The sequence below is a fragment of the Natrinema pallidum DSM 3751 genome (genome assembly GCF_000337615.1).
In the GTDB taxonomy this organism is placed as follows: domain Archaea; phylum Halobacteriota; class Halobacteria; order Halobacteriales; family Natrialbaceae; genus Natrinema; species Natrinema pallidum.
The window spans coordinates 42,814-64,966 of the sequence record NZ_AOII01000113.1 but is presented as its reverse complement, the minus strand read 5'-3'; the positions used below and the strand labels follow the sequence as shown (position 1 = coordinate 64,966).

At 64.5% G+C, this 22,153-nt stretch carries 19 protein-coding genes; 9 read left to right on the top strand and 10 right to left on the bottom strand.

Annotated elements, in window-relative coordinates; all coding sequences use genetic code 11:
• Positions 1 to 18: 18 nt before the first annotated feature.
• From C487_RS18875 to C487_RS18845, 7 genes are all read right to left on the bottom strand, one after another.
• Positions 19 to 294 (bottom strand): hypothetical protein, encoded by a 276-nt coding sequence (locus tag C487_RS18875; RefSeq protein WP_006187452.1) that lies wholly within the window; start codon positions 292 to 294, stop codon positions 19 to 21.
• Positions 294 to 1,295, bottom strand: a complete 1,002-nt coding sequence (locus C487_RS18870; RefSeq protein ID WP_006187451.1) for a cytochrome d ubiquinol oxidase subunit II — start codon at positions 1,293 to 1,295, stop codon at positions 294 to 296. The genes C487_RS18875 and C487_RS18870 overlap by 1 nt, the downstream gene beginning before the upstream one ends.
• Positions 1,288 to 2,709 (bottom strand): cytochrome ubiquinol oxidase subunit I, encoded by a 1,422-nt coding sequence (locus C487_RS18865; protein WP_006187450.1) that lies wholly within the window; start codon positions 2,707 to 2,709, stop codon positions 1,288 to 1,290. Before C487_RS18865 ends, C487_RS18870 begins: the two co-directional genes overlap by 8 nt.
• A gap of 192 nt (positions 2,710 to 2,901) precedes the next feature.
• Entirely contained in the window at positions 2,902 to 4,074 is a 1,173-nt protein-coding gene (locus C487_RS18860) for an inorganic phosphate transporter (RefSeq protein ID WP_006187449.1), read from the bottom strand.
• Between the two features lie 44 nt (positions 4,075 to 4,118).
• Positions 4,119 to 4,577, bottom strand: coding sequence for a YeeE/YedE family protein (locus tag C487_RS18855; RefSeq protein WP_006187448.1), 459 nt, complete (start codon positions 4,575 to 4,577; stop codon positions 4,119 to 4,121).
• Positions 4,577 to 5,134, bottom strand: a complete 558-nt coding sequence (locus C487_RS18850; protein ID WP_006187447.1) for a YeeE/YedE family protein — start codon at positions 5,132 to 5,134, stop codon at positions 4,577 to 4,579. The genes C487_RS18855 and C487_RS18850 overlap by 1 nt, the downstream gene beginning before the upstream one ends.
• A 6-nt stretch (positions 5,135 to 5,140) precedes the next feature.
• Entirely contained in the window at positions 5,141 to 6,334 is a 1,194-nt protein-coding gene (locus C487_RS18845; RefSeq protein WP_006187446.1) for an MBL fold metallo-hydrolase, read from the bottom strand.
• A gap of 242 nt (positions 6,335 to 6,576) precedes the next feature.
• On the opposite strand from C487_RS18845, the gene C487_RS18840 reads away from it, so the two are divergent.
• From C487_RS18840 to C487_RS18820, 5 genes are all read left to right on the top strand, one after another.
• Positions 6,577 to 6,825, top strand: coding sequence for a sulfurtransferase TusA family protein (locus tag C487_RS18840; RefSeq protein WP_006187445.1), 249 nt, complete (start codon positions 6,577 to 6,579; stop codon positions 6,823 to 6,825).
• Positions 6,822 to 7,403, top strand: coding sequence for a DsrE/DsrF/DrsH-like family protein (locus C487_RS18835; protein WP_006187444.1), 582 nt, complete (start codon positions 6,822 to 6,824; stop codon positions 7,401 to 7,403). The genes C487_RS18840 and C487_RS18835 overlap by 4 nt, the downstream gene beginning before the upstream one ends.
• Before the next feature lie 225 nt (positions 7,404 to 7,628).
• Entirely contained in the window at positions 7,629 to 9,038 is a 1,410-nt protein-coding gene (locus C487_RS18830; RefSeq protein ID WP_006187443.1) for a sodium:solute symporter family protein, read from the top strand.
• 1,000 nt (positions 9,039 to 10,038) lie between these two features.
• Positions 10,039 to 11,115, top strand: coding sequence for a nitroreductase family protein (locus C487_RS18825; RefSeq protein WP_006187442.1), 1,077 nt, complete (start codon positions 10,039 to 10,041; stop codon positions 11,113 to 11,115).
• Between the two features lie 30 nt (positions 11,116 to 11,145).
• A complete protein-coding gene (locus C487_RS18820) occupies positions 11,146 to 11,844 on the top strand; it encodes an SDR family NAD(P)-dependent oxidoreductase (RefSeq protein WP_006187441.1) in 699 nt (232 codons plus the stop codon).
• A 35-nt stretch (positions 11,845 to 11,879) separates the two neighbouring features.
• Here C487_RS18820 and C487_RS18815 read toward each other — a convergent pair whose 3' ends face one another.
• From C487_RS18815 to C487_RS18805, 3 genes are all read right to left on the bottom strand, one after another.
• Complete coding sequence (locus tag C487_RS18815; protein WP_006187440.1) at positions 11,880 to 13,127, bottom strand: MFS transporter; 1,248 nt, start codon at positions 13,125 to 13,127, stop codon at positions 11,880 to 11,882.
• Positions 13,128 to 13,132: 5 nt separating this feature from the next.
• Positions 13,133 to 14,239 carry a SagB/ThcOx family dehydrogenase gene (locus tag C487_RS18810; RefSeq protein WP_049908292.1) on the bottom strand — a complete coding sequence of 369 codons (1,107 nt, stop codon included), beginning with the start codon at positions 14,237 to 14,239 and terminating at the stop codon, positions 13,133 to 13,135.
• 89 nt (positions 14,240 to 14,328) lie between these two features.
• On the bottom strand, positions 14,329 to 15,672 hold the full coding sequence (locus tag C487_RS18805) for a 4Fe-4S binding protein (protein ID WP_006187438.1): 1,344 nt from the start codon (positions 15,670 to 15,672) through the stop codon (positions 14,329 to 14,331).
• Between the two features lie 440 nt (positions 15,673 to 16,112).
• Between C487_RS18805 and C487_RS18800 the strand changes: the two genes are divergently transcribed.
• The 4 genes from C487_RS18800 to C487_RS18785 are packed head-to-tail and all read left to right on the top strand — an operon-like array spanning position 16,113 to position 21,628.
• Positions 16,113 to 17,651, top strand: a complete 1,539-nt coding sequence (locus tag C487_RS18800; RefSeq protein WP_006187437.1) for an ABC transporter substrate-binding protein — start codon at positions 16,113 to 16,115, stop codon at positions 17,649 to 17,651.
• A gap of 7 nt (positions 17,652 to 17,658) precedes the next feature.
• Positions 17,659 to 18,609 (top strand): nickel ABC transporter permease, encoded by a 951-nt coding sequence (gene nikB / locus C487_RS18795; protein WP_006187436.1) that lies wholly within the window; start codon positions 17,659 to 17,661, stop codon positions 18,607 to 18,609.
• Positions 18,606 to 19,514 (top strand): nickel transporter permease, encoded by a 909-nt coding sequence (gene nikC, locus C487_RS18790; RefSeq protein WP_006187435.1) that lies wholly within the window; start codon positions 18,606 to 18,608, stop codon positions 19,512 to 19,514. Before nikB ends, nikC begins: the two co-directional genes overlap by 4 nt.
• 8 nt (positions 19,515 to 19,522) lie before the next feature.
• A complete protein-coding gene (locus C487_RS18785) occupies positions 19,523 to 21,628 on the top strand; it encodes an ABC transporter ATP-binding protein (protein ID WP_049908297.1) in 2,106 nt (701 codons plus the stop codon).
• Positions 21,629 to 22,153: the final 525 nt, after the last annotated feature.

The window sequence follows — 22,153 nt, the reverse complement described above, 5'->3', positions numbered from 1 at the left end:
CGAGCACCGTCTCTCCACTCACTCGATCGCGCTCCCGCTCTGCGAGGCTCGGAGCCATGCTTTGACGAGTTCGTTTACGTTGTGAAAGACGATGCCGACGGTGAGCAGGGTCGTTGCCAGATAGATCACGAACCCGGGCGGGCCACCGACCGTCGCACCGAGGAGACCGCCGGTGATGCCGACGATCGTGAGTTCCAGCCACGTCACTAGGATTCGGGAGCCCAGCCGCGGCGGCGACGGCTCGATCCACGACCCGTTCGGCGGTCGATCGACGCGATCGTCGTCGGAGCCCATTAGTACGACTCACCTGCCCTGACCGGACCGCTGAACGCGGAGTAGAGGACCACGAAGTAGACGAAAATGAGCGGAAGCAGGATCGCCGCCCCGATCGACATGAGGTTAAGCGGCAGCGTCGAGACGATGGCCGTCTCGACCGTCAACCCGCCGGCGCGGTCGATGGCCGGATACATCAGACCGGCGACGATGCCGACCAGCGCGAAGACGAGGCCTGCGGTGGCACCGAACGCCACGTAGTAGCGGTCGGCCTGCGTCGCCGCCGCGTACACTCCCGCGAGCACGAGCGTGGCGAGGACGAGCGCGGCGACCGGCGCGGAGAACAGGGCCGATCGCATGGCGGGAACCGCTCCGTAGACGTATCCCAGCGTCACCACGACCAGGACGAGATACGCCACGAGCGCGCGGTAGCCGTCCGTTTGAAGGCTCTCACGCAGGTCGCCGCGCGTCTTCAGTCGAAGGAAGGCTACGCCGTCGACGACGGTTAGCGCGACGACGGCCGATCCGACGACGACTCCCGGAAGCGTGACGATCGTCGTCGCGCCGAGCAGCCAGTTCGCCGTGAACATCCCGAGGAAGAACGGTGCGGTGAGGCTGCCGATGACGAACGCCCGTCCCCACCACCGTTGCCACGCCTCGTCGTGGCGCTGTTCGTACATCTCGGGGGCGAGCCCACGAAGAATGAGCGCACCCAGGATCGCGAACAGCAGCAGGTAGTGGCGACTGAACAGGTTGGCGTAGACCGCCGGGAACGCCGCGAACATGGCGCCGCCGAAGACGACGAGCCATACCTCGTTGCCGTCCCAGAACGGCCCGATGGCGGACAGTAACTGCTCGCGTTCGTCGGCGTCCTCGCGGGTCGCGAACAGTGCGCCGACCCCGAAGTCGAAGCCATCGAGGAACAGGAACGTCGCGAAGATGCAGAACAACAGCCCGAACCAGAGGTCCGCGAGCGGGAGCCCGAACAGGGGGTCGGTCGCGAGCGAGACCGGGTCAGTCATCGGCCTGCACCTCCGACGCGGGCGTCCCCGCCCCGTCCAGTTCGGGACCCTCCACCTTCGGCGGGCCGGCACGAATGAGCCGGACGACGACGTACGTATAGAGCGCGAGCAGTCCGAGGTAGACGACGACGAACCCGGCGAGCGTCGTCGTCGCTTCGACAGCCGTGAGTCCCGTCGAGACGCCCTCGCTCGTTCGCAAGACGTCCTGGATGAGCCACGGCTGACGACCGACCTCGGTGACGACCCAGCCGAGTTCGACCGCGAAAATCCCCAGCGGCGTCGAGATCATCAGGGCCTTGTGGAGGAGGTCGTCCGCGAGGAGTTCGCCCCGCCACCAGCGGTAGCCGCCCCAGACGGCGAGCAGGATGAACCAGAAGCCGAGCGCGACCATGAGCCGAAACGCCCAGAAGACGATCGCGACCGGCGGTTGGGGCCCGCCGAACTCCTCGAGTCCCTGGATGGTCGCCTGTGGATCGCCGCCGCTGGCGAGCCACGACGCCCCGCCGGGGATGCCGATGCCGAAGATGTCCTTGGCCCGCGGATCGAGGAGTTCCTGGATGCTCGTCGGGAACGCGACGATGTACTCGGGGACGTAGGAGTCGGTCTCCCAGACCGCTTCCATCGCGGCGAACTTCTGTGGCTGCGTTTCGACGACGTGTCTCGCATACAGATCGCCGTGGAGCACCTGCAACGGCGCGGTGATGAGCAGCGCGAGGAGGCCGAACTTGAGCGTCGTCTCCCAGAAGCCGATGTGCTCGACCGGATACCCCCACACGTAGTGTCTGAAAACGAAGTAGGCTCCGAGCCCGGCCATGAACAGCGCGACTGACTCGACGGCGGCGTTTTGCATGTGGACGAACATCCAGGGGAACCGCGGGTTGGCGTAGGCGGCGACCGGATCGACCAACTGCACGATCGTCCGCCCGTTTTCCGTGGCCAGTTCGTAGCCCCGCGGGGTCTGCATCCACGAGTTGGCGATCAGAATCCAGAGCGCCGAGAGCCACGTTCCGAGCCCGACGGCGATCGCCGAACACATGTACAACACGTTTCCGACGCGTTCGCGACCGAACACGAAAATCCCGAGAAACGTCGCCTCCAGCATGAACGCCATCATCCCCTCGAGCGCGAGCGGGCCGCCGAACAGTTCGCCGGCGGTCATGGAAAACGCCGCGAAGTTGGTACCGAACTCGAACTCGAGGACGATCCCGGTCACGGTGCCGACGACGAAGCTGACCGCAAAGATTTGCGTCCAGAACCGTCGCAACTGCTCGTAAATCGGTTTTCCGGTGCGGATGTCTTTCCACGTGAAGTAGACGAGAAAGGGTGCAAGCCCCATGCTCATCACGGGAAAGACGATATGGACGATGGTGGTCAGTGCGAACTGTACCCTGCTTGCGAAGACCGGGTCGATCATGATCTGTGTTAGGGAACGCGGGAACTGCGATTCATCAACCGGTGCTTTTCGATCCGAATGATTCGCCCTATTCGTATCCGAGAGGCCGAAATGCGGTAGTATTTGTGGTCGGAACGTCGAAAACGACGGTCGTCTCGAGTTGGCAAGACCGCAGCTCGAACCCGCCCGGATCGGGCTGGTGTCGCGTTTCCGCTACGGGCCGACGAGAGACATCGAGCCGTAGCCCAGTCCGAACGCGAGCACGAGCGAGCCGATCCAGGCGGCGACGGTAAGCCCCAGTTTGCGGGGGCTGACGCCGGCCCCGCCGGCGACCGCAAGTCCGCTGCCGACGATGGCGCTCACGACGATCTCGTTGAACGAGACCGGCACCCCGAGCAGGACCGCGGTCTGGGCGATGAGAAACGAGGGGACGAGCGTCGCGATCGACCGGCGCGGGCCCAGCGACGCGTACTCCTGTGAGATCGACTTGATCATCCGCGGTGCGCTCGTCCAGGACCCGACGAGAATCCCGACACCCCCGCCGAGCAACACCGCGATCGGCGACACCATCGGCACCGTCGCGAGCAGCGGAAACAGCGGGCCGACGGCCAGTCCGACCTGGCTCGCGCCCGCCGAGAACGCCACGAGCGCGCCGAGTGCGAGCAGGAACCGGCGCAGACCGCCGGCCTGATCGCGGCCGATATCCCAGCGGACGGCGGCCGCGACGACGACGCCGATGCCGAGCGAAATCGCGGCCGTTACGGCAGTCCCGTCCGCCGAGACCGCAGCGGCTCCGGCGGCGGCGAACGTTCCACCGACCGACGAGAGGAAGGCGAACTCGAGGTTCGCGACGACGGTGCCGACGATCCCGGCGAGGAGCGGCACGCTGACGGCCTCGGGCACGTCCGGCCGCGGGAGGACGCTGGCGATCCCGTATGCGATACCGCCGCCGACGAACGGCGTGAGCACCCACACCGAGCCGATTTCGGCGTACTTCCCCCAGGCCGGATCGCCGCCGAGCGCGATGCCGACGCCGATGACCGAGCCGGTCACGGTAAACGCGGTCGCGATCGGATAGCCGGTGGCGATGCCGATCGCCATCAGCCCGGCACCGATCAGCAGGACGACGATGACGCCGCCGACCGGGAGCGTGATCCCCTCGACGAGACCGGTGCCGACGGCTTCCGAGACGCGTCCGCCCTGCGTTACCGCTCCAGCGAAGCCGAGGATGCCGACGAGAAACGCCGCGCGCATCGTCGGTATCGCGTTCGCGCCGACGGCCGGCGCGAAGGGCGTTGCGCCGCTCGAGCCGGCACCGATCACCCAGGCCATGAACAGGCTCGCGACGGCCGCAGTAGCGAACAGCAGTATCGTTGTGAATTCCATTCGTATCTATCAGCCGTGTTTCGGTTCTCGAGACTCGAGGGGCGTCAGTCGGCATCCGATGGGGCGACTTCGGTCGTGGCGTGCGTGCTCCGCCAGACACCCTGTAGGTAGGCACCGACGAACATGCCGGCGAGGGCCCACAGGATGGTGACGTTCCCGACGCCGAGGCTGGCGTAGGCCGCGCCGGGACAGATCCCCGAGAGGCCCCAGCCGACGCCGAAGATCGCGCCGCCGATCAGGACGTTCCGATCGAACGGCTTCAGCCGGCGTTCGTACCGGTCGCCGGTCAGCGGCGCGCTATCCCGGAGACGGGGCATCACGGCGAAGGCGATCCCGGAGACGATCGCCGCGCCGAACATGACGAACAGCAGTCCAACGTCCTCGAACTGTAGGAAGTGCAGCACGACTTCCGGGCGCGCCATCTGGCTGAACCCGAGACCGAACCCGAAGATCAGGCCGCCGACGAGGATCAGCGGCATGAACAGGGGATGGCGATCCGCCATTACGGACTCACCCCCAGTGCCGCGACGATCTGTGCAGTCGCGATCGCGACTGTCAGGAACGTCAGCACGCCGACGATCGAGGTTTTCGACGCCGAGCCGACGCCGCAGACGCCGTGGCCGGACGTACACCCTTTGCCGATTCGGGTGCCGATCCCGACCAGGATGCCGCCCAGGAACAGCCGCCACGGTTGGACGGCCGTCGACCAGAGCGTCACGCCGCCGACCTCGTACAGTTCGCCGGTCGTTCCGGCTTCGTAGAGCGAGGTCGTGATCACTCCGGACTGGACCGTCGCCGCGAACGCCAGCGCGCCCAGAACGATCCCAAGCGTGAACACGACGCGCCAGTCCCGGGACGAGACGTACCGCTGGAACCGCGACTGCCCGGAGACGTACGATAGCGTCGACTCGAGGAACGTGCTCGCCCCGGCCGGGATGCCGGTTCCGACGTAGATGACGACCGTGCCGAGACCGACGAGCATTCCGCCGACGGCGTAGCGACTGATCCCGTTGGGGAACAGTTCGGCGGTCAGCTGAAGTGGGACTGGGTCGGCTACCATTGGGGGTTAGTCACCGGCGAGCGACTCCTGGCTCGCCGCACAGTTGTTCGGGCCGAGTTCGAGTTCGAACGCGTCCGCGTCGTCGGCCGTCTGCTGGCCGAGGTTCGTCGGGATGATGTCCTCGTAGTTAGCCGGCCGAGGCGGCATATCCGAGAGGATCAACTCGACGAACGCGTCTTCGTCCATCGTCAGGGCGTCCATCTCCGCCTCGAGTTGCCCGAGCGGTGCGGTGTAGGTCCCGTCTTCGGCGGGTTCGGCTGCGTCGCTGACGTGAGCGCCACCGATCAGCGTGTCATCGGGGAGGGGCAGCACGCGCTCCTGGAGCGACTCGTAGAGCTGCGCGGCCGCCTCGGGAGCGCCGTCATCGCCCTCCTCCAAGTCGGGTCGGGCGACGCTCTCGACGAACAGCCCGTCGCCGGTCGCGAGCAGCGAGCCGTCGAGCAGATACGCGGTCATGCCGGAGGTGTGGCCGGGCGTGGAGACGGTCTCGATCGTCGCCGACCCGACCTGGAACTCGTCGCCGTCCGCTGCGAGGGTCATCTCGTCGGCGTAAGTGACGCCACGGTCGACCGATGCCTCGGGGATGACGCCATCGACGCCGACGGCATCGAGCGCACGGACCCCGGAAATGTGGTCCGCGTGAATGTGCGTGTCGATCGCGTACTGCAGGTCGACACCGAGTTCGTCGGCGTCCTCGAGATATTGATCGGTGAACGCGCGCAGCGGGTCGATCACGGCCGCGTCGTCGCCGTCGACGACGAGGTAGCCAAGACAGCCCGTCGCGGGGCGCTGGTACTGGTAGAGCGTTCCGCTCCCGTCGTAGCGCTCGACTTCGACGCGGTCGTAGATGCGCGCCCAGCCGTTCATCCCGTTCTCGAGGTGATCGACATCGTAGCCGCGCTCGGTCAGCGTTCCGGCGACGTACTCGCTCGAGCCGCCCTTCGCACACACGACGGTAAGTTCGCGGTCATCGGGAAGCCGTGCAAGAACGTCGTCGTCGATTTCGTCGTCCAAGAACTCGAAGTACGGGATGTTGATTGATTCGACGTTCCTCCCGTCGATCTTCCACTCGGCGTACTCCGATTCCATACGGGTGTCGAGGAGCGTGATAGCCTCTCCCGCGTCGATTCGGTCCCTCAACTCGTCGGGACTGACCGATTCGATTTCTGCGTCCGGCGTTGGAAAGTCCATGTCGTCCATGTTGTACAGTTCCCGTTATCGGCTACTCGCACTTAAGAGTTCGCGTAGTATTTTCTATACTCTGCAATATCATTACCTCAAACCCAAGTGTAGAAGGCATATACAGGCCCATAGACCAATCTGAGGCAAATACTGGGAGAGAGCCGGATTCGGATGTTTGTATATTGTACAATAACCGGTGACCTTTTATGGGTGCAGGCTATATTGTGCAATAGCTCCAATACGGAGCATAGAAGCAACCCATGAGTTCGGAATACCAGACCACGGAAACGCTGGACGTGACAGGACAGTCCTGTCCGATGCCCGTCGTGAAGACCAAGCAAGCAATCGACGACCTCGAGGCCGGCGATGTGCTCGAAGTCGTCGCGACGGACTCGGGCAGCATGAGCGACATTCAGGGATGGGCCGGCGGCACCGACGGCGTCGCACTCCTCGAGCAGGTCGCGGACGACGACCGGTACATCCACTACGTGGAGAAGACAGGGGAATGAGTACGGAGCACTCGCCGCCGTCGACCGACGACGCCGATCTCGAATTCGACCCCGCCGAGTTGCAGGCGCTGCGCGAGCGCGTCGCGGCACTCGAGGAGACGGCCGCCGATGGCGACGACGGGACGAAGATGACCATCGTCGCCACCCAGGGAAGTTTCGATATGGCGTACCCGCCGTTGATCCTGGCGAGCACGGCCGCCGCCTTCGGCTGGGACGTCGTCGTCTTCCACACGTTTTGGGGCCTCGACATCCTCCACGAGGAGAAGTCGGCGGACCTCAAACTGAGCGCCGTCGGCAACCCGAACATGCCGATTCCAAACGCCATTGCCGCACTTCCCGGGATGGATACGGTGGCCACGAGACTGATGCAAAAGCGGATCGACGACAACGGGACCGCCACCATCGAGGAACTGATCGATCTCTCGCTCGAGAGCGGCGTCGATTTGCAGGCCTGCCAGATGACGATCGAGTTGATGGACTACGACGAGGACGACTTCTACGACGGCGTCACTACCGGCGTCGGCGCGGCCACTGCGCTACAACACATGGCCGACTCCGACATTCAACTCTTCGTCTAGGAACCCGTCCGACTCGGTACGCGCCAGACGCGTTCGTTTTCGATCGCGGTGTTCCGACTTCGGTATCGTGAGTGGTGTTATTGTATGTCACGATTCTTGGTTCTGAATTAAAACCGATCGCGATTATGGACAGGACATCCCAATCACGTTCTATCCTTCCCACTTTGCATTCTGAAATAATTGATCGGGTAGATATTTAACGCATGAATTTCCAACCACTGTCTTATGCCAGTTCAGAGCGACATGACGTTGCTTTACATCGTGGCCGGATATCTGGCCGTAATGCTCGGCGTCGGTGTCTGGGCGTACGGCGAAACGGAGACGGCGGAGGACTTCATGGTTGCCGGTCGAAGCCTCGGCGCGGTCGTCATCGCCGGGACGCTGCTGGCGACGTGGATGGGGTCCGGGACGGTGACCGGCGGCGCGAACTCGATCGCGTACGATAACGGCCTGATTCCCGCGATCCTTATGGGGACGGCTTCCCTCATCGGTATCGGCGTTTTGAAGATGCTCGCACCGCGTATTCGGCGGTTCGACAAGCTCACGGTCCCCGAAATGATCGGGGAAGAGCTGGGCGACGAAGGGCGGATCATCAGCCTGCTCGTGATCGCGTTCGCGTACGTCGGGATCGTCTCCTACCAATTCATCGGTATCGGGTTCGTGTTGAACGTGACGACCGGGCTCTCGGTCATGCAAGGAACGCTCCTCGGAACGGTCCTCATCATCGCACTCGCGGCGATGGGCGGTCTCATGTCGGTCGCGTATACTGACGCGATCAGCGCGTTCCTGATGCTCGTGGGTCTCGTCATCGCGGTGCCGTTCGTGTTCTTCGAGGCCGGCGGCTGGTCGGGCATTACAGCGAACGTTCCCGCAACCCACCTCGATACGTTCGGGGACCTGTCGTTCGTCGAGTTTTTCGCACTCTGGGCACCGCCGCTCCTGTTGATCCTCGCCGACCAGAACATGTACCAGCGGATCATCGCCGGCGAAACCGACGACGGAACGAACGCGGGACTGATCGCCTGGTTCGTCGGCGCGATCGCGACGATGACGCTGGTCCCCCTGATCGCGTTCGCTTCGCGGGCGATGTTTCCCGAACTCGACCCGGGAATGGCCCTGATCGCGACGACGACCGCGCTCCCGACGTGGGTCGGCGGTATCCTTCTCGCCGCCGCGACGGCGTTTATTATCACGACCGGGAGCTCCTACCTGCTGTCGGCCTGTACGAACCTCTCCCAGGACCTCTACAAGGGGTTCGTTAATCCCGACGCGCCGGACGGCCGGATCTTCTGGCTGACGCGGGTCCTCGTGATCGTCCTCGGGCTCTTCGCGTTCGTCCTCGGCCAGTACTTCCCGACCATTCTCGAGGTCCAGATGTACTCGTACACGGCGTACGGGGCCGCGATCACGCCGCCGCTGCTTTCGATCTTCCTGTTCCGGGATCGGCTGACGAAAATCGGCGGGCTCACCGGGATGGTCACCGGTGCCGTGCTCGCGGTTTCCTGGGACACGGTTCTGGGCAGCCCGTACGGATTGGACGCGGTGATCGTCGCGGCACCGATCGGGTGCGTGCTCATCGTCCTCGTCAGTTACCTCACGAGCGCGCTGTCGTCGCCGTCGCCGACCCGGGCCTGAGCGTCCGCCGACGGACGGTCGGCCGTTTCGTCGATGGCTACAGCCCTCCGACCGTTCTTTCCGAGTGAGATCGGCTGTGTCCGAATCACGGCGTCCTGTTCGACATGCGGCTCTCGTTCACTGCTCACCGAGGCCGTGACCTCGACGAACTGTTCGCGCCGGCCAACGGCGGGCGCTGCGGTACCTCGACTCCGTCTCCTGGGACGGCTGTCCCCACTGTACGGGGTCTCTCGAGGAGGTGACGTTCGCCACGCCTCGCCTGGAGCCGGATGCCCGACTCGAAACGCTCAGGTGGGCCACTTCGACGATGGTGATGGCCGGTCTGTGCTGGCGGCAGTGTGGCGTCTCGGTCCGGCTTCCCACGTGCCACTACGCGCTGACGCGAACGTCCACCATCGCGTGCCTGCGCGATCACGACATCGACTACAGAACGTTCGAACTGGCGTACGGTTCACCCTCCCGGACTACGAGAGAGAAGTACTCGACGACGGCGTCGTGGGCCGATTCGCGAGCGGCGACGACCAACCCGACAGGGCGCTGAACACTCGATCGGACCGACGCACGTCGCTAACCGAGGAGCAGTGACCGTTCCGGGAAGACGCCTTCGAGGGGGCGAACGGATCAGTCGCTTCGTCGACCGATAGTGCGGATCGGGCGTTCATTCGCTAGTTTCCTATCAGGAGTGCGCTTGATACCCTGAACGCCGATTTTTCATAACCGCACCAGAATTTTTTATACCGAAATCGTCGGTACATCGAGTGGGTGTAACACCCATGACAGAATACGACATCGAAGAGGTCGACGACGAGGAAGCACCGGCGCTCCATCAGCATCACAAGGTCGTCGAATCCGACGACTGACGACCTTCGGACGATCCACGGGGACGCTACCGGGCGTCATCGGACGCCGGCGGCCGGCGGAATGACGTCGGCCCGGTAGCGCCCGTGGGTGTCCGATTTTCGGGACCGGACGAGAGAAACTGAACGATTCGACGATACGTATGAAGGTTAGAACGAACAACCTCGTGCAGTTCGACTGGAACGGACCCGCGGACGGTGGAATACGCGGGACCGTGTTCGTCGACGGAACGACGAACACGTACGAACTCGACGACATCGACGTCGTCGAACTCCTCGAGTACGCGTTGACGGCCCGTTCGAGGGACGACCTTCGAACGTTCGCTCGCGACTCCCTCGGGTGTGATACGACGGCGGCCGACGACCTCCTCGACACGCTGATCGAGACCGGATTCCTGCTGCCGGACGATCACGAGAACTTCGTCGCGTATCGGACGTGGATGGAAAAGGGCTGGCAACGGGCGCTTTTCTACCATCTCCGTACCCGGACGGCGAACGTCGAACGGCCGACGCCCCCTGACGACCGAGAGGGAACGACCCGGTGCGGCGAGTCCCTCGAGCCGCCGTCCGCGAGGGCTCGAGACGGGCCGCGTATCGACGTTCCCGACCCCGACGACCTCCCAGACGAGTCGTTTCGAGCGGTCGCGTTGCGGCGACGCACCCATCGAAACTTCAGCGGTACCGAGATGGACCTGACGACGCTCTCGACGGTCTTACACCACTCTTTCGAGCCGGTGAGAGCCGCCTTCGATCACCTCGAAGAAACGCCGCTCGCCGAAACCGAGCCTGGTGCGGTCCGGCGAGCGGGACTGCGCGTGTATCCCGTCGTCCAACGGTGTCGGGACGTTCCGCCTGGCGTCTACGAGTACGACATTCGAGAGCACGCCTTGTTCCGAATCCGCAAGTTCGATACCGTTGAAACGGCCGACGACGCGGTTACCGATGCTGCACACCGGCAGAATCACCACACGGATGCGGCCGTCTCGTTCGTTTTCGGTTCGGTATTCGACCACGATCAGCGGTGGTGTCCGAAATCCCGCGGGCTTCGGAACAGTTACCTTCACGTCTCGGAACACGCGCACCGACTCGTCCTCGTCGCGACGGCACTGCGATTGCGGAACTTCGTGACGCCGGCGCTCAAGGACGAGCGGATCGACGCGCTCGTTGGAGTCGACGGGGACGACGAGGCGATCACGTACCTGGTCGCGATCGGTGAGTGACATGCGGGGACGCGTTCGGAGTGATCCGCGATGAGGCGAGTCGTGGTCGTCGCCGGCGTCGGACAGGGACTGAGCGCCGCCATCGTTCGCGAGTTCGCCGATCACGGGTGGTCGGTCGGCTTACTCGCCCGGACCACCGATACGATCGACTCGCTCGCCCGGGAGATCGAAGACGATGAGACCGCGGCGATTCCCGTCCAGGCCGACGTGACCGACCCCGGGGACGTGGAACGGGCGTTCGACGAGATTCGGACGGAACTCGGAGCCGTCGACGCCCTCGTCAATCACGCAGCCACCGTTTATGCCGGGGGCGTTTCGGATGTCACCGCCCCACAGTTCGAGGAGATGTGGCGGGGGTGTGCCTTCGGCGCGTTCCTCTGTGCGCGGGCGGTCGTCCCGAACATGCGCGATCGGAACGACGGCACGATTATCTTCACCGGTGCCGACGCCGGAACGCGTGCTCGAGCGGACGCGGTCGGGTTCAGCAGCGCGAAGTTCGCCGTCCGTGGACTCGCCCAGGGACTGGCGAAAGAACTGGGTCCGGACGGGGTTCACGTCGCTCACGTCGTTCTCCACGGCGGAATGGATACGCCGCGTACCCGACGGGCGATGCCGGATATCGATCACTCGTCCCTTCTCGATCCGGAGGAAATCGCGACGACCTACCGGCACCTCGCCCGTCAACCGCCGCGCTCGCGGACGACCGAAGTCGACATCCGGTCGTACTGAGCCGCGTGTTACGGCCCGCGAACTCGAGTACTCGGTTACCCGGCTTCGGTGCCCGCTCCGTCCCCGGAGCCGGCGGACGGAACGACGTCCTTCGGGACGGGCGATTCGACGGCGACGAGGAGCCACAGTCCGACGAGCATCGCGACGTTCGTAACCGCGATCATGGTGATCGGAGACGTGACATCCGCTATCAGCCCGCCGAGAACCCTGAATCCGATCATAAACGCCATCGAGATCATCACGACCGTCGAGAGGATCGTCGCGCGGCCGATCGAATCGGCGTGGGCGTTCAAATACTGCTCCTGAAGCGGTTTACTGACGTTTCGAGCGACCCGACAGGCGAACAGGGCGGACAGCGCCACGAGCGGAGACAACGGGGCGACGACGAACAGGACGCCGACGCAAAGCGGCGCGCTCAAAAACCACCACCTGATCCCGACGATCCGTTCGAGAGTTCCCGAAAAGAACGTGATGGCGGCTGAGACGAGCGAAAACCCTGCGTAGAGCCAGCCGAGTTTGCTGATGTCGATACCGATGCCCGTCGCGATCGGTTGCGTAAACGTCGCGACGAGACCGAGGTACGCGGTAAACAGACCGCTGTAGACGACGAAGGACCTGAGACCCGGAGTCGACAGGAACTCGCGGACGACCGGGAGTGCGTCCAACGGCGTGAACGACTCGGCGTCGGCCCGGTCGCCGACCGATGTCGACAAGCCGAAGACGGCGACGATACTGCAGAGATAGAGCCCGGCGTTTCCGACGAACGGATAGAACCAGTTTCTCGTCGCCATCCACGCGCCGAGCAGGGCCGTACCGGCGCTCACCGCTAACTCGAGCGCCTTCGCCCGCCCCTGAACGGCGGTAAACGAATCGCCCTCCCCGGCTCGAGTCAACGTGTCGTACAACCAGGCGGAGGCGACTCCGGAGCGAAAGACGATGCCGACCGCCCACACGACGTACGCGACGAGAAAGCCGGCGAACGTTCCCGAGACCCCGAACGTAAGCATGGCGACGATCGTGAGCGCACTTCCGGCGACGAGCATGCTCCGTCGGCCCAGCCTGTCGCCGAGATAGCCCGCGGGCACTTCGCCGAGCAACGTCGTGAGCGTAAAGAGCGCGGTCAGGAGTCCGATCGCCGAATAGGACAGCCCGCGGTACCGAACGTATTCGATGATGACCGGGGCGATGAACCCTTGACTCATCGTCGCCCGATAGAAATAGTATCGGCGGACGTCGCTTCGAGCGCGTTCGACGGTATTCGCGAGCAGCGACTCGGCCAGCACGGGTGTCAGGGATCGGCGGACAGCGCAGCGTAGGCGAGCAGCGGTTCTTCGGCGTGGTCGACGCCGAAGCAGTCCTCGAGGTACTCGTCGTCGAATTTGAACCCGGCCATCGTCGACAACCCGTACGCTCGAGCGGTGATCCTGAGCGTCTCGAGGACGTGCCCGAGGTCGTGTAACAGGACGCGATACGTTCGCGGCTCGCGGTACCGCCACATGCTTCGTTCGACGACCGACGTACAGCCGATGAGAGCCGCCGGGTCGGAGTCGATACCCCACAGCAGGGGCTTTGTGAGGTCGGTGTCGGTCGGGAGCCGTTCCAGCGCGTGCTCCCGAACCGAATAGTGGTAGATGCCGGCGGGGAGATCCGTCGCTTCGAACACGGCCACGTACCCCTCTGTCGGGTGACGCGCGCCGCCCGACGGGACCGGCTTTCTGAGCTTCGGTCCCTGGTGTTCCGTCTGCAGTTTGCCCGTCTCTCCGAACGCGAAGTACAGGATCGCAGAGAGGGTCCGCGCGTCGAGCGCGCCCCGGGTCGAATCGGCGCGTCCGAACAGCGATGTCGACAGGGCGTCGGCGACGGACACCCGTTCGGCATCCTCGATCGGCGGTAACTCGATCCGCTCGTCGACGTCGTAATCCTTGTAGATCGCCGGCGGGTCCTCTCGCGCCCGGTACTCCCGCATGAGTTCGGTTTCCATTCCCTCGACGCCCTCGTACTCGGAGTTTTCGACTGCCTCGTCGATGAACGGATAGTCGCGGACGTACTCGTGATACGCCAGCGCGGCCCGCCAGCCGGTGGCCTCCCAGGAGGCGGTTCGACTTCCGTGCCGGTCTGCCGGACGGAGAAAGCCGGCGTCGATCAGGTCCGCGACGAGGTCGGCGGCGGCGTCCGCCGAGAGATCGAGCGTCTCCAGCAGCGTTTCCTCGAGGTCCTCTCTCGAGTACCGCCCGTCTATCTCGTCGAGACCACGAAGGATCTCGGCGCTCGAGAGTTCGAACGTTCGGGTGGCAAGCGGGTCAGCGGCCAGTAGCGACGGCTCCTCCGTCCGACCCGCCTGTTCGGTCGTCACGGACAGGAGTCCGTTTCGCGTATATTCGACTGTTCCTGTCATGGTTCCCCAGCCAACAATTAGTGCTATAACCCTTCTGGTGCAACTCTCACAACGGCGGCCGGGACGGTACTCGACGGAACGGACGGTCGCTAGGCGATCGGGTAGGAAACGCCGGTTACCACGCCGACGACCAGGCCGAAGGTGCTGATCGTCATCAGCGCGAAGTGCGGGGCAAACGCCTTCGCCGCGCGCCGTTTCGAGTCGGTCAACGCCGTCGCGACTTGCCAGGCGATCGCTCCGCTCCAGAGGACTGCGAGCCAGAGCCAGCCGGTGACGAAGAACGATACCCAGGCCGAAACGATCCCGGAACTCGCTCCCGGGGGGAGCGACAGAGGAATCCCGAGCCCCTGCGCGACGACGTTCACGGTATGGCCGCCGTTTTCCAACAGTCCCGCGATAACGAAGTCCCCGAGCGCCCACATTAGACCCAGCGGCGCGTAACTGAGTCCGAACTTCGTGAACGACGGTTCCCAGTCGAGGCCGCTCCAGTCGCTCGCCAACTTGTTGGCGACGGCGAACCCGACGAGTGCCACGACGACGCTCGCGAGATAGGCCGTCGTCGAGACGAGCAAGCCCGGCAACTGTCCACCGAGGGCGGTCAGGATGGCGCTGCCGAGGACGAAGTTGATCGGGATCGCACCCCAGATGACGAGTGCGATGATCGCTTCGTCGACCAGCGGGATCCGCTCGGTAATTACCTTGGCCCCGGGCCAGCGAACCCGGAGTTCCACGTCTTCGTCCGGCTGTTCCGACGTACACCTCATGCAGGCGGTACACCGGCGATCGGTGCTCAGATAGTCGCTCTTGTACTCGAGCGTGGCACATTTGACGCCGGTTTCCGTGTTCTGGGCGACCTCGAGCGGGGAGAACTTCGCGGTGACGCTCATCACGCCCGTGGCGGGGCAGACGTACCGACAGAACGCCTGTCGCTGGTAGACAAGACTCACGGCCACGGCGACGCCGACGATCGCGAGCCAGTAGTACGGAACGCGACGCGGCATATACGAGACGCCGAGGTCGGCCATCCCCCACCGCGCGAGGACGAACGTAAGCGTCGTCAGCGACAGGATCGAGAGCGACAGGCCGAACGCGACCCGCTTCGATCGTGTATACATCGGGAAATGGCGCTGGAGACCGAACCGCTGCGTGAACCGGACGATCGCTCCCAGCGGACAGAAGTAACACCAGATCCGGCCGAAAAAGAGGAGGCTAAGTATCATGATCGGGGCCCACCAGAACCCGAAGAACACGACGCTACCGAAGTTCCGCCCGGAATCCGTCGGTCCGACCGCAGCTCGGTAGAGCGCATAGAAGAACACCGCGACGGTGAGCAGGTTGACGGCGTGCTGTACGTTCTTGTTCGTAACGAGGTACCGGACGACCCTGTTTTTCGTGATCGTGATTCCCCGTTTCGAGGTGCGATCCGCTGTCATCGGCGGTTTTTTTCTCCGGACGAGTGTCAATCGTTTGGTGCGATACTCGAAGGAACTCGAGCGAACGGAGTGGTCCCCTCTCCGGCGACAGTTGCATGGACGAGCGAGGCGGTGTGAGTAGTGAAGCGGCGAGTGAGACGGCACGCGATCGACTTTTCTCCCCACTCCACGGGAATCGGTGTCGACGCAGCGGTGATCGCGGGCCCTGGACCTGGCCGGTGATCGATACGGAGCCAAACCAGAATTCTTACAAACACAGTTTCAGTAGAACAATTCAGCTTTCACATGGCCAGCATCGAACCGTTTGCACGGAGTGTCAGCCGCGACTGCCGCGGCGTATCGGTACCGTCGGCTGATCGAGCGTCCCGCGCCGGGGGGCGCTTTCGACGGAGTGACTCCCGTGACGACCGTCGAACCCGGCATTCGACGGGACGATACTGATGGACTGTTCACGTCGACGACTGCTCGCCGGCGTCGCCGGTGGGGGACTCGCGTCCCTCGCCGGGTGTGCGGGGGACAGAGCAGCCGACGAGACCGCATTTACGATCGGGCTCGCATCGGATCCGACCGACACCAGCCGGTACGACAACTGGGGCGGCATGGCTCCGTACTGGACGCGCGTCATCGAGCCGCTGGTCTGGGGCACCGACGACATGCAACCCAAACCGTGGCTCGCGACCGACTGGACCGCGACCGACGACACCACCTGGGTGTTCGACCTCCGGAAGGGCGTCCCCTTCCACAACGGCGAGGAACTGACCGCCGACGACGTCGTCCACACGTTCGAGGAAAACATCCTCACCGAGCGCGGCGACTTCGTCTACGGCTGGCTCCACCTCGAGCCGGGCAGCGTCACGAAGATCGACGACTACACCGTCGAATTCGAGACGACGGACCCGTTCCCCGGGTTCCCCGGAACGATCGCCCACAACATGATCGACATCCAGCACCCGGACGCCGATCGGCGGGCGGGGAAGATCATCGGCACCGGACCGTTCACCCTCGAGGAGGTCCGGCGCGGCCAGCACATCCGTGTCGAACGGTTCGCTGACTACTGGGGTGGCGACCCGACCCCGACGGCACTCACGTTCCGGGCGGCCGAAGACGAGACGACCCGAACCGACCTCCTCGAGAGCGGCGAGGTCGATCTAATCTATAACCCGTCAAAGGGACGTCTCCCGGCGCTTCGCGAGAGCGACGACGTTCGCGTCGACGCCCAGCAGTCCGCGGGGGCGATATCGGCCTGGATCAACATCCACCGCGAACCGACCGACGACGTGGATCTTCGGCGCGCACTCAATCACGCGATCTCCCAGGAAGAACTCGTCAGGACGGTGCTCGAGGGGGTCGGCGAACCCGCTCGCGGCCCGATTTCGCCGGTCATCGACTGGGTCGACGAGGACGAACTCCCGACCTACGAGCGCGATCAGGACGCCGCCCGCGAGTTCGTCGATCGGTCTGCCTATGACGGCGAGGAACTGACCTGTCTCGTCAGCGCCGACATGGACGACGGCAGGACGATCAGCCAGGTCCTCGAGTCCCAGTTCGACGAGATCGGTGTCGACGTCGCCATCGAACTGCTCGAGAACGCGTCCGTCAAAGATCGGACGGACCGCGGCGAGTTCCACCTCCAGGTCGGGAGTACGGGTTCGAACAGTCCCGGCGCGGACTACATCATGTGGGAGAACTTCCACACGATGGGCGTCGACAACAAGGACCTCTACGAGGCCGAGGGGACCGGGCTGTACAACCTCGGCGGCGAGGTCGACGACCTCATCGAGACCGGCTACCAGTCGTACGATCCGGCCGCAAAGCGCGACGCCTACGTCGAAGCCCAGCGGCGGATCATGGACGCGGCCGTCGTCGTCCCGCTGTTCTACCAGGAGTACGTCGTCGCCGCCGACGCCGCGGTAGAAGGCCTCGAACTCCACCCGATCGAACGGTTCGCCGAGTGGCGCGATCTGACGCGAACGGCCTGACGAAGAGATGATCGGCTACGATTACCTCGCGTCCCGGCTCGCGACGTCACTCGCCGTTACGTTCGGCGTCTCGGTCGTCACGTACGGCCTGATCTTCCTCACGCCCGGGGACCCGGCCGAGATCATTCTCTCCCAGCAACTCGACCGCCAGCCCTCGGCGGCCGAGATCGAGGCGTTCCGAGCGGAACACGGGCTGAACGATCCGGTCCCGGTTCAGTACCTGAACTGGCTGACTGACGTCTTCAGGGGCGATCTGGGGACCTCCTACTACAGCGACATGCCCGTCTCGACGCTCATTATCGAAGTGGTACCGTTTACCCTCGAGTTGGCCCTCGCCGCGATGCTCGTCGCGCTCGTGATTTCGATCCCCGCCGGCGTCGTCAGTGCCGTCAACCGCGGGTCTCCGATCGACCATGCGAGCCAACTGGGCGCGCTGCTCGGCGTTTCGATGCCGAACTTCTGGCTCGCGTACCTGTTGATCCTGCTGTTCCCGCTGACCCTCGGCGTTCTCCCGGTCGCCGGTGCCGGCAGTGTCGGCCATCTCGTGTTGCCGGCGATCACGCTCGGGTCCGGCATGGCCGCCGTCGTCACGCGGCTCGTCCGAAGCTCTATGCTCGAGGTCCTCGACGAAGCGTACGTCGACACCGCCCGTGCCAAGGGGTTGCGCGAGCGGATCGTCGTCTACAAACACGCGTTGCGAAACGCGCTCGTGCCGGTCGTGACGATCCTCGGGCTCCAACTGGGGACGCTGCTGAACGGGGCGGTCGTCGTCGAGATCATCTTCCAGCGGCCGGGGTTGGGTTCGTTGCTCGTCGACGCGGTGTTCGAACGCAACTACCCGGTGGTGCAAGCCGTCACCCTCGTCACCGCGATCGTCTTCGTCGCGACGAACCTGCTCGTCGATCTCACCTACCGGTATCTCGATCCCCGCGTCCAACTTGGAGGTGAGACGGCGTGATCGCCGCTCTCGATACCATCGTGACGGGCCTTCGACGCCGGTACCGGGCGGTCCGCACGTCCCGTGCGCTCGCGGCGTTTTTCGCGAACCCGCTCAACGTCGCGGGGCTCGCGATCGTCGTCACCCTGTCGATCGCCGCCGTACTCGGCCCCGTCGCCGCCCCGTACGACCCGGCGAGTCAGGACCTCGCGAACCGGTTACAGCCCCCGACGCTGGCCCATCCGATGGGAACCGATCAGCTCGGACGGGACGTCTTCTCGCGACTCCTGTACGGGGCCCGACTCTCGTTCGGTATCGCCGTCGCCGTCACCGCGATCAGGCTCGTCCTCGGGACGGCGATCGGTCTGCTCGCGGGCTACGCCGGTGGCTGGGTCGACGAGTTCCTGATGCGACTCGTCGACATCCAACTCGCGTTCCCGGGCCTGGTGCTCGCGCTCGTGGTCGCCGGCATCCTCGGCCCCAGCCTGCGAAACGTGATGCTCGCGCTCGCGGTCGTCGGCTGGGCCTCCTACGCCCGCCTCGTCCGCGGCAGCGTTCTCTCGACGAAAGAACGCGAGTTCGTCAAGGCCGCCAGGTTGATGGGCGTCTCCCGGATTCGCATCGCCGTCCGCCATCTCCTTCCGAACGTCGTCGGCCCTGTTATCGTCCTCGCCACCATGAATCTCGGGACGGTCATCCTCGGAACGGCCGGCCTCTCGTTTATCGGCCTCGGCGCACAGCCGCCGACGCCCGAGTGGGGAACGATGCTCTCGGCCGGCCGCCACCACCTCCGTGGGGCGTGGTGGCTCGCGAACGCCCCGGGTGCGGCGATCATGCTCACCGTCTTCGGGTTCAACCTGCTCGGCGACGGGCTCCGCGACGTACTCGATCCGAACCACGATACGACCCTCGAGAAACCAACGTGATCACGACGATGACAGCACAACCACCAAATTCCGCACTTCTCTCCGTCGAGAACCTCCACACGCGCTTTCGGACCAGTGAGGGCCCCGTCCACGCGGTCGAGGGCGTCTCGGTTACCGTCGACGAGGGTGAGATCGTCGGCCTGGTCGGCGAGAGCGGGAGCGGCAAGTCCGTGACCGCACGCTCGATCGTCGGCCTGCAGGACCCGGGCGAGATCGTCCGGGGATCGATCCACCTCGACGGCGTGGCCGTGACCGACGCGACGGACCGACAGCTCCGCCGGCTCCGGGGGGACACCGTCTCGATGGTGTTTCAGGACCCGACCGAGACGCTTAACCCCGTCTTCGACATCGGCGAGCAGATCGCCGAATCCCTCAAGGTCCACGATCAACTCGACTCCCAGTCCCTGCTCGAGTACCTCCACGTCCCGCCGTTCAGCAGCCGATCGGAGTGGCGCGAGTACCGCGAGCGGGCGATCGAACTCATGGCGCAGGTCGGCATCGCGAACCCCGAAGACCGCGTCGACGCCTACCCGCACGAACTCTCCGGCGGGCTACGCCAGCGGGCCGGCATGGCGATCGCTCTCGCATCCGATCCGGACCTGCTGATCGCCGACGAACCGACGACGGCGCTGGACGTGACCACGCAAGCACAACTCCTCGAGCGACTCCGGCGGCGCAACGCCCAGCGCGGAACGGCGATCCTGTTGATCACGCACGATCTGGGCGTCGTCGCCGACATCTGCGACCGCGTCGTCGTGATGTACGCCGGCGAGGTGATGGAAACCGGCCCGACCGACCGTATCCTCGAAGCCCCACGCCATCCGTACACGAAGGCGTTGCTCGAATGTCTCCCCCAGCGCGTCGATCGCGGCAGCCGCCTGCCGACGATCGAGGGATCGGTTCCCGAACCGACCGGCGACCGGACGGGCTGTTCGTTCGCGCCCCGGTGTGACCGGGCGACCGACGCCTGTCGGGACGGTGAGATCCCGACCGTCGATCTCGGCGACGCTCGCGGAACCGTAACCTGTGGCGAGTCGAGCGCGCTCGAGTCGCACGCCGCGCGTTCGGGGACGGCCACATCCGACGGAGCCCCCGAATCCGGTTCGGCGACCACCGGGAGCGCTCCCGGCGGCGGTCCGGACCGGTCGACAGCCCCGCTCGTCGAACTCGAGGGAGTTTCCAGACGCTACTCGCTCGCGAACGGGCCGATCGAACGCCTCCTCGGGACCGACGACACGCTCCGAGCCGTCGACGACGTCGACCTCGAAATCCGGGCCGGGGAGACGCTCGCGCTCGTCGGCGAGAGCGGCTGTGGCAAGTCCACGCTGGCCTCGCTGCTCACCGGCCTCGAGACACCGACGACCGGCACGGTTCGAATCGACGGCACGCCGGTGGGAACCGCCGCCGACCGCGATGCCGAGACCCTCGCCGACGTCGGCGTCGTGTTTCAGGACCCGCGCTCCAGTCTCAACCCCCGACTGACCGTCGAGCGGGCGATCGGCGAACCCCTACGGAGCAACGGCTGGGACCGGTCCCGTCGTCGGGAACGTGTTCAGGAGTTGCTCGAGCGCGTCGGCCTGGCGGACCGCCACGCGACGAGCTACCCGCACGAACTCTCGGGCGGCCAGGTCCAGCGCGTCGCCATCGCACGCGCGATCGCGCTCGATCCGTCGGTGGTCGTCCTCGACGAGCCCGTCTCCGCGCTCGACGCCTCCGTCCAGTCCCGTCTCCTCAACGTGCTCGCGGACCTCCAGGCCGACCTCGACCTCGCGTATCTGTTCATCTCACACGACCTGACTGTCGTCGAACACATCGCGGATCGCGTTGCGGTGATGTACCTCGGGGAACTGATGGAGGTCGGCCCCGCCGACCGCGTGTTCGACTGTCCGACCCACCCGTACACGAGGGCGCTGCTCGAGGCGATTCCGTCGCTCGACCCAGGCGGTTCGACGGGGACCTCGCTCGAAGGCGATCGTCCGAGCCCGGTCGATCCGCCGGGCGGGTGTGTCTTCCGGAACCGCTGTCCGATGGCCGAGCCGAAATGTGCGGAGACCGATCCCGACCAACGTCAGTTCGGGCCAGTACGCGCAAAATGCCATATCGTCCGTGAGTGACGACTGGACAGCGTCTCGCTAGACCGGTTCAACGAACGGGTCAGCCGCGTATTTAATTCGGCCCTATTATATAAATACAATAGTGTGAGTTTTATAATAGTAGCTGTTTTAGAGTTGGAGGCGTGGAACGATCGGATAAGCGTCGTTGCGGGTCACCATTGACGAAATGACTGTCGGGATCAACGACAACCAGTCTTGATGATATAATGCAATATTGAATAGATGTCTAGTTTTCAACAGTACGTTATCTAATTACTTCAGTACTGGTTCAATAGCCGTGCTTCTGCAGAAATTTCGCGAGAATCATAGTTACTCCGATGATTTTCGTATCGATTCGGGTACTGTACCGCATCTCTCGATTAGGCTGAATGATCAGGGGAACTATATCGACCGAAATCCGATCGAAAAGTGGTTTTACACGCTCAAAAAGCGGATCAACTGCTTCGATAACTCATTAATTGGTAGTCGAACAGGTGTGAGAGTATTGTCTAAATTGAACACTACTCGGGAAGTTTGATAGTCGAC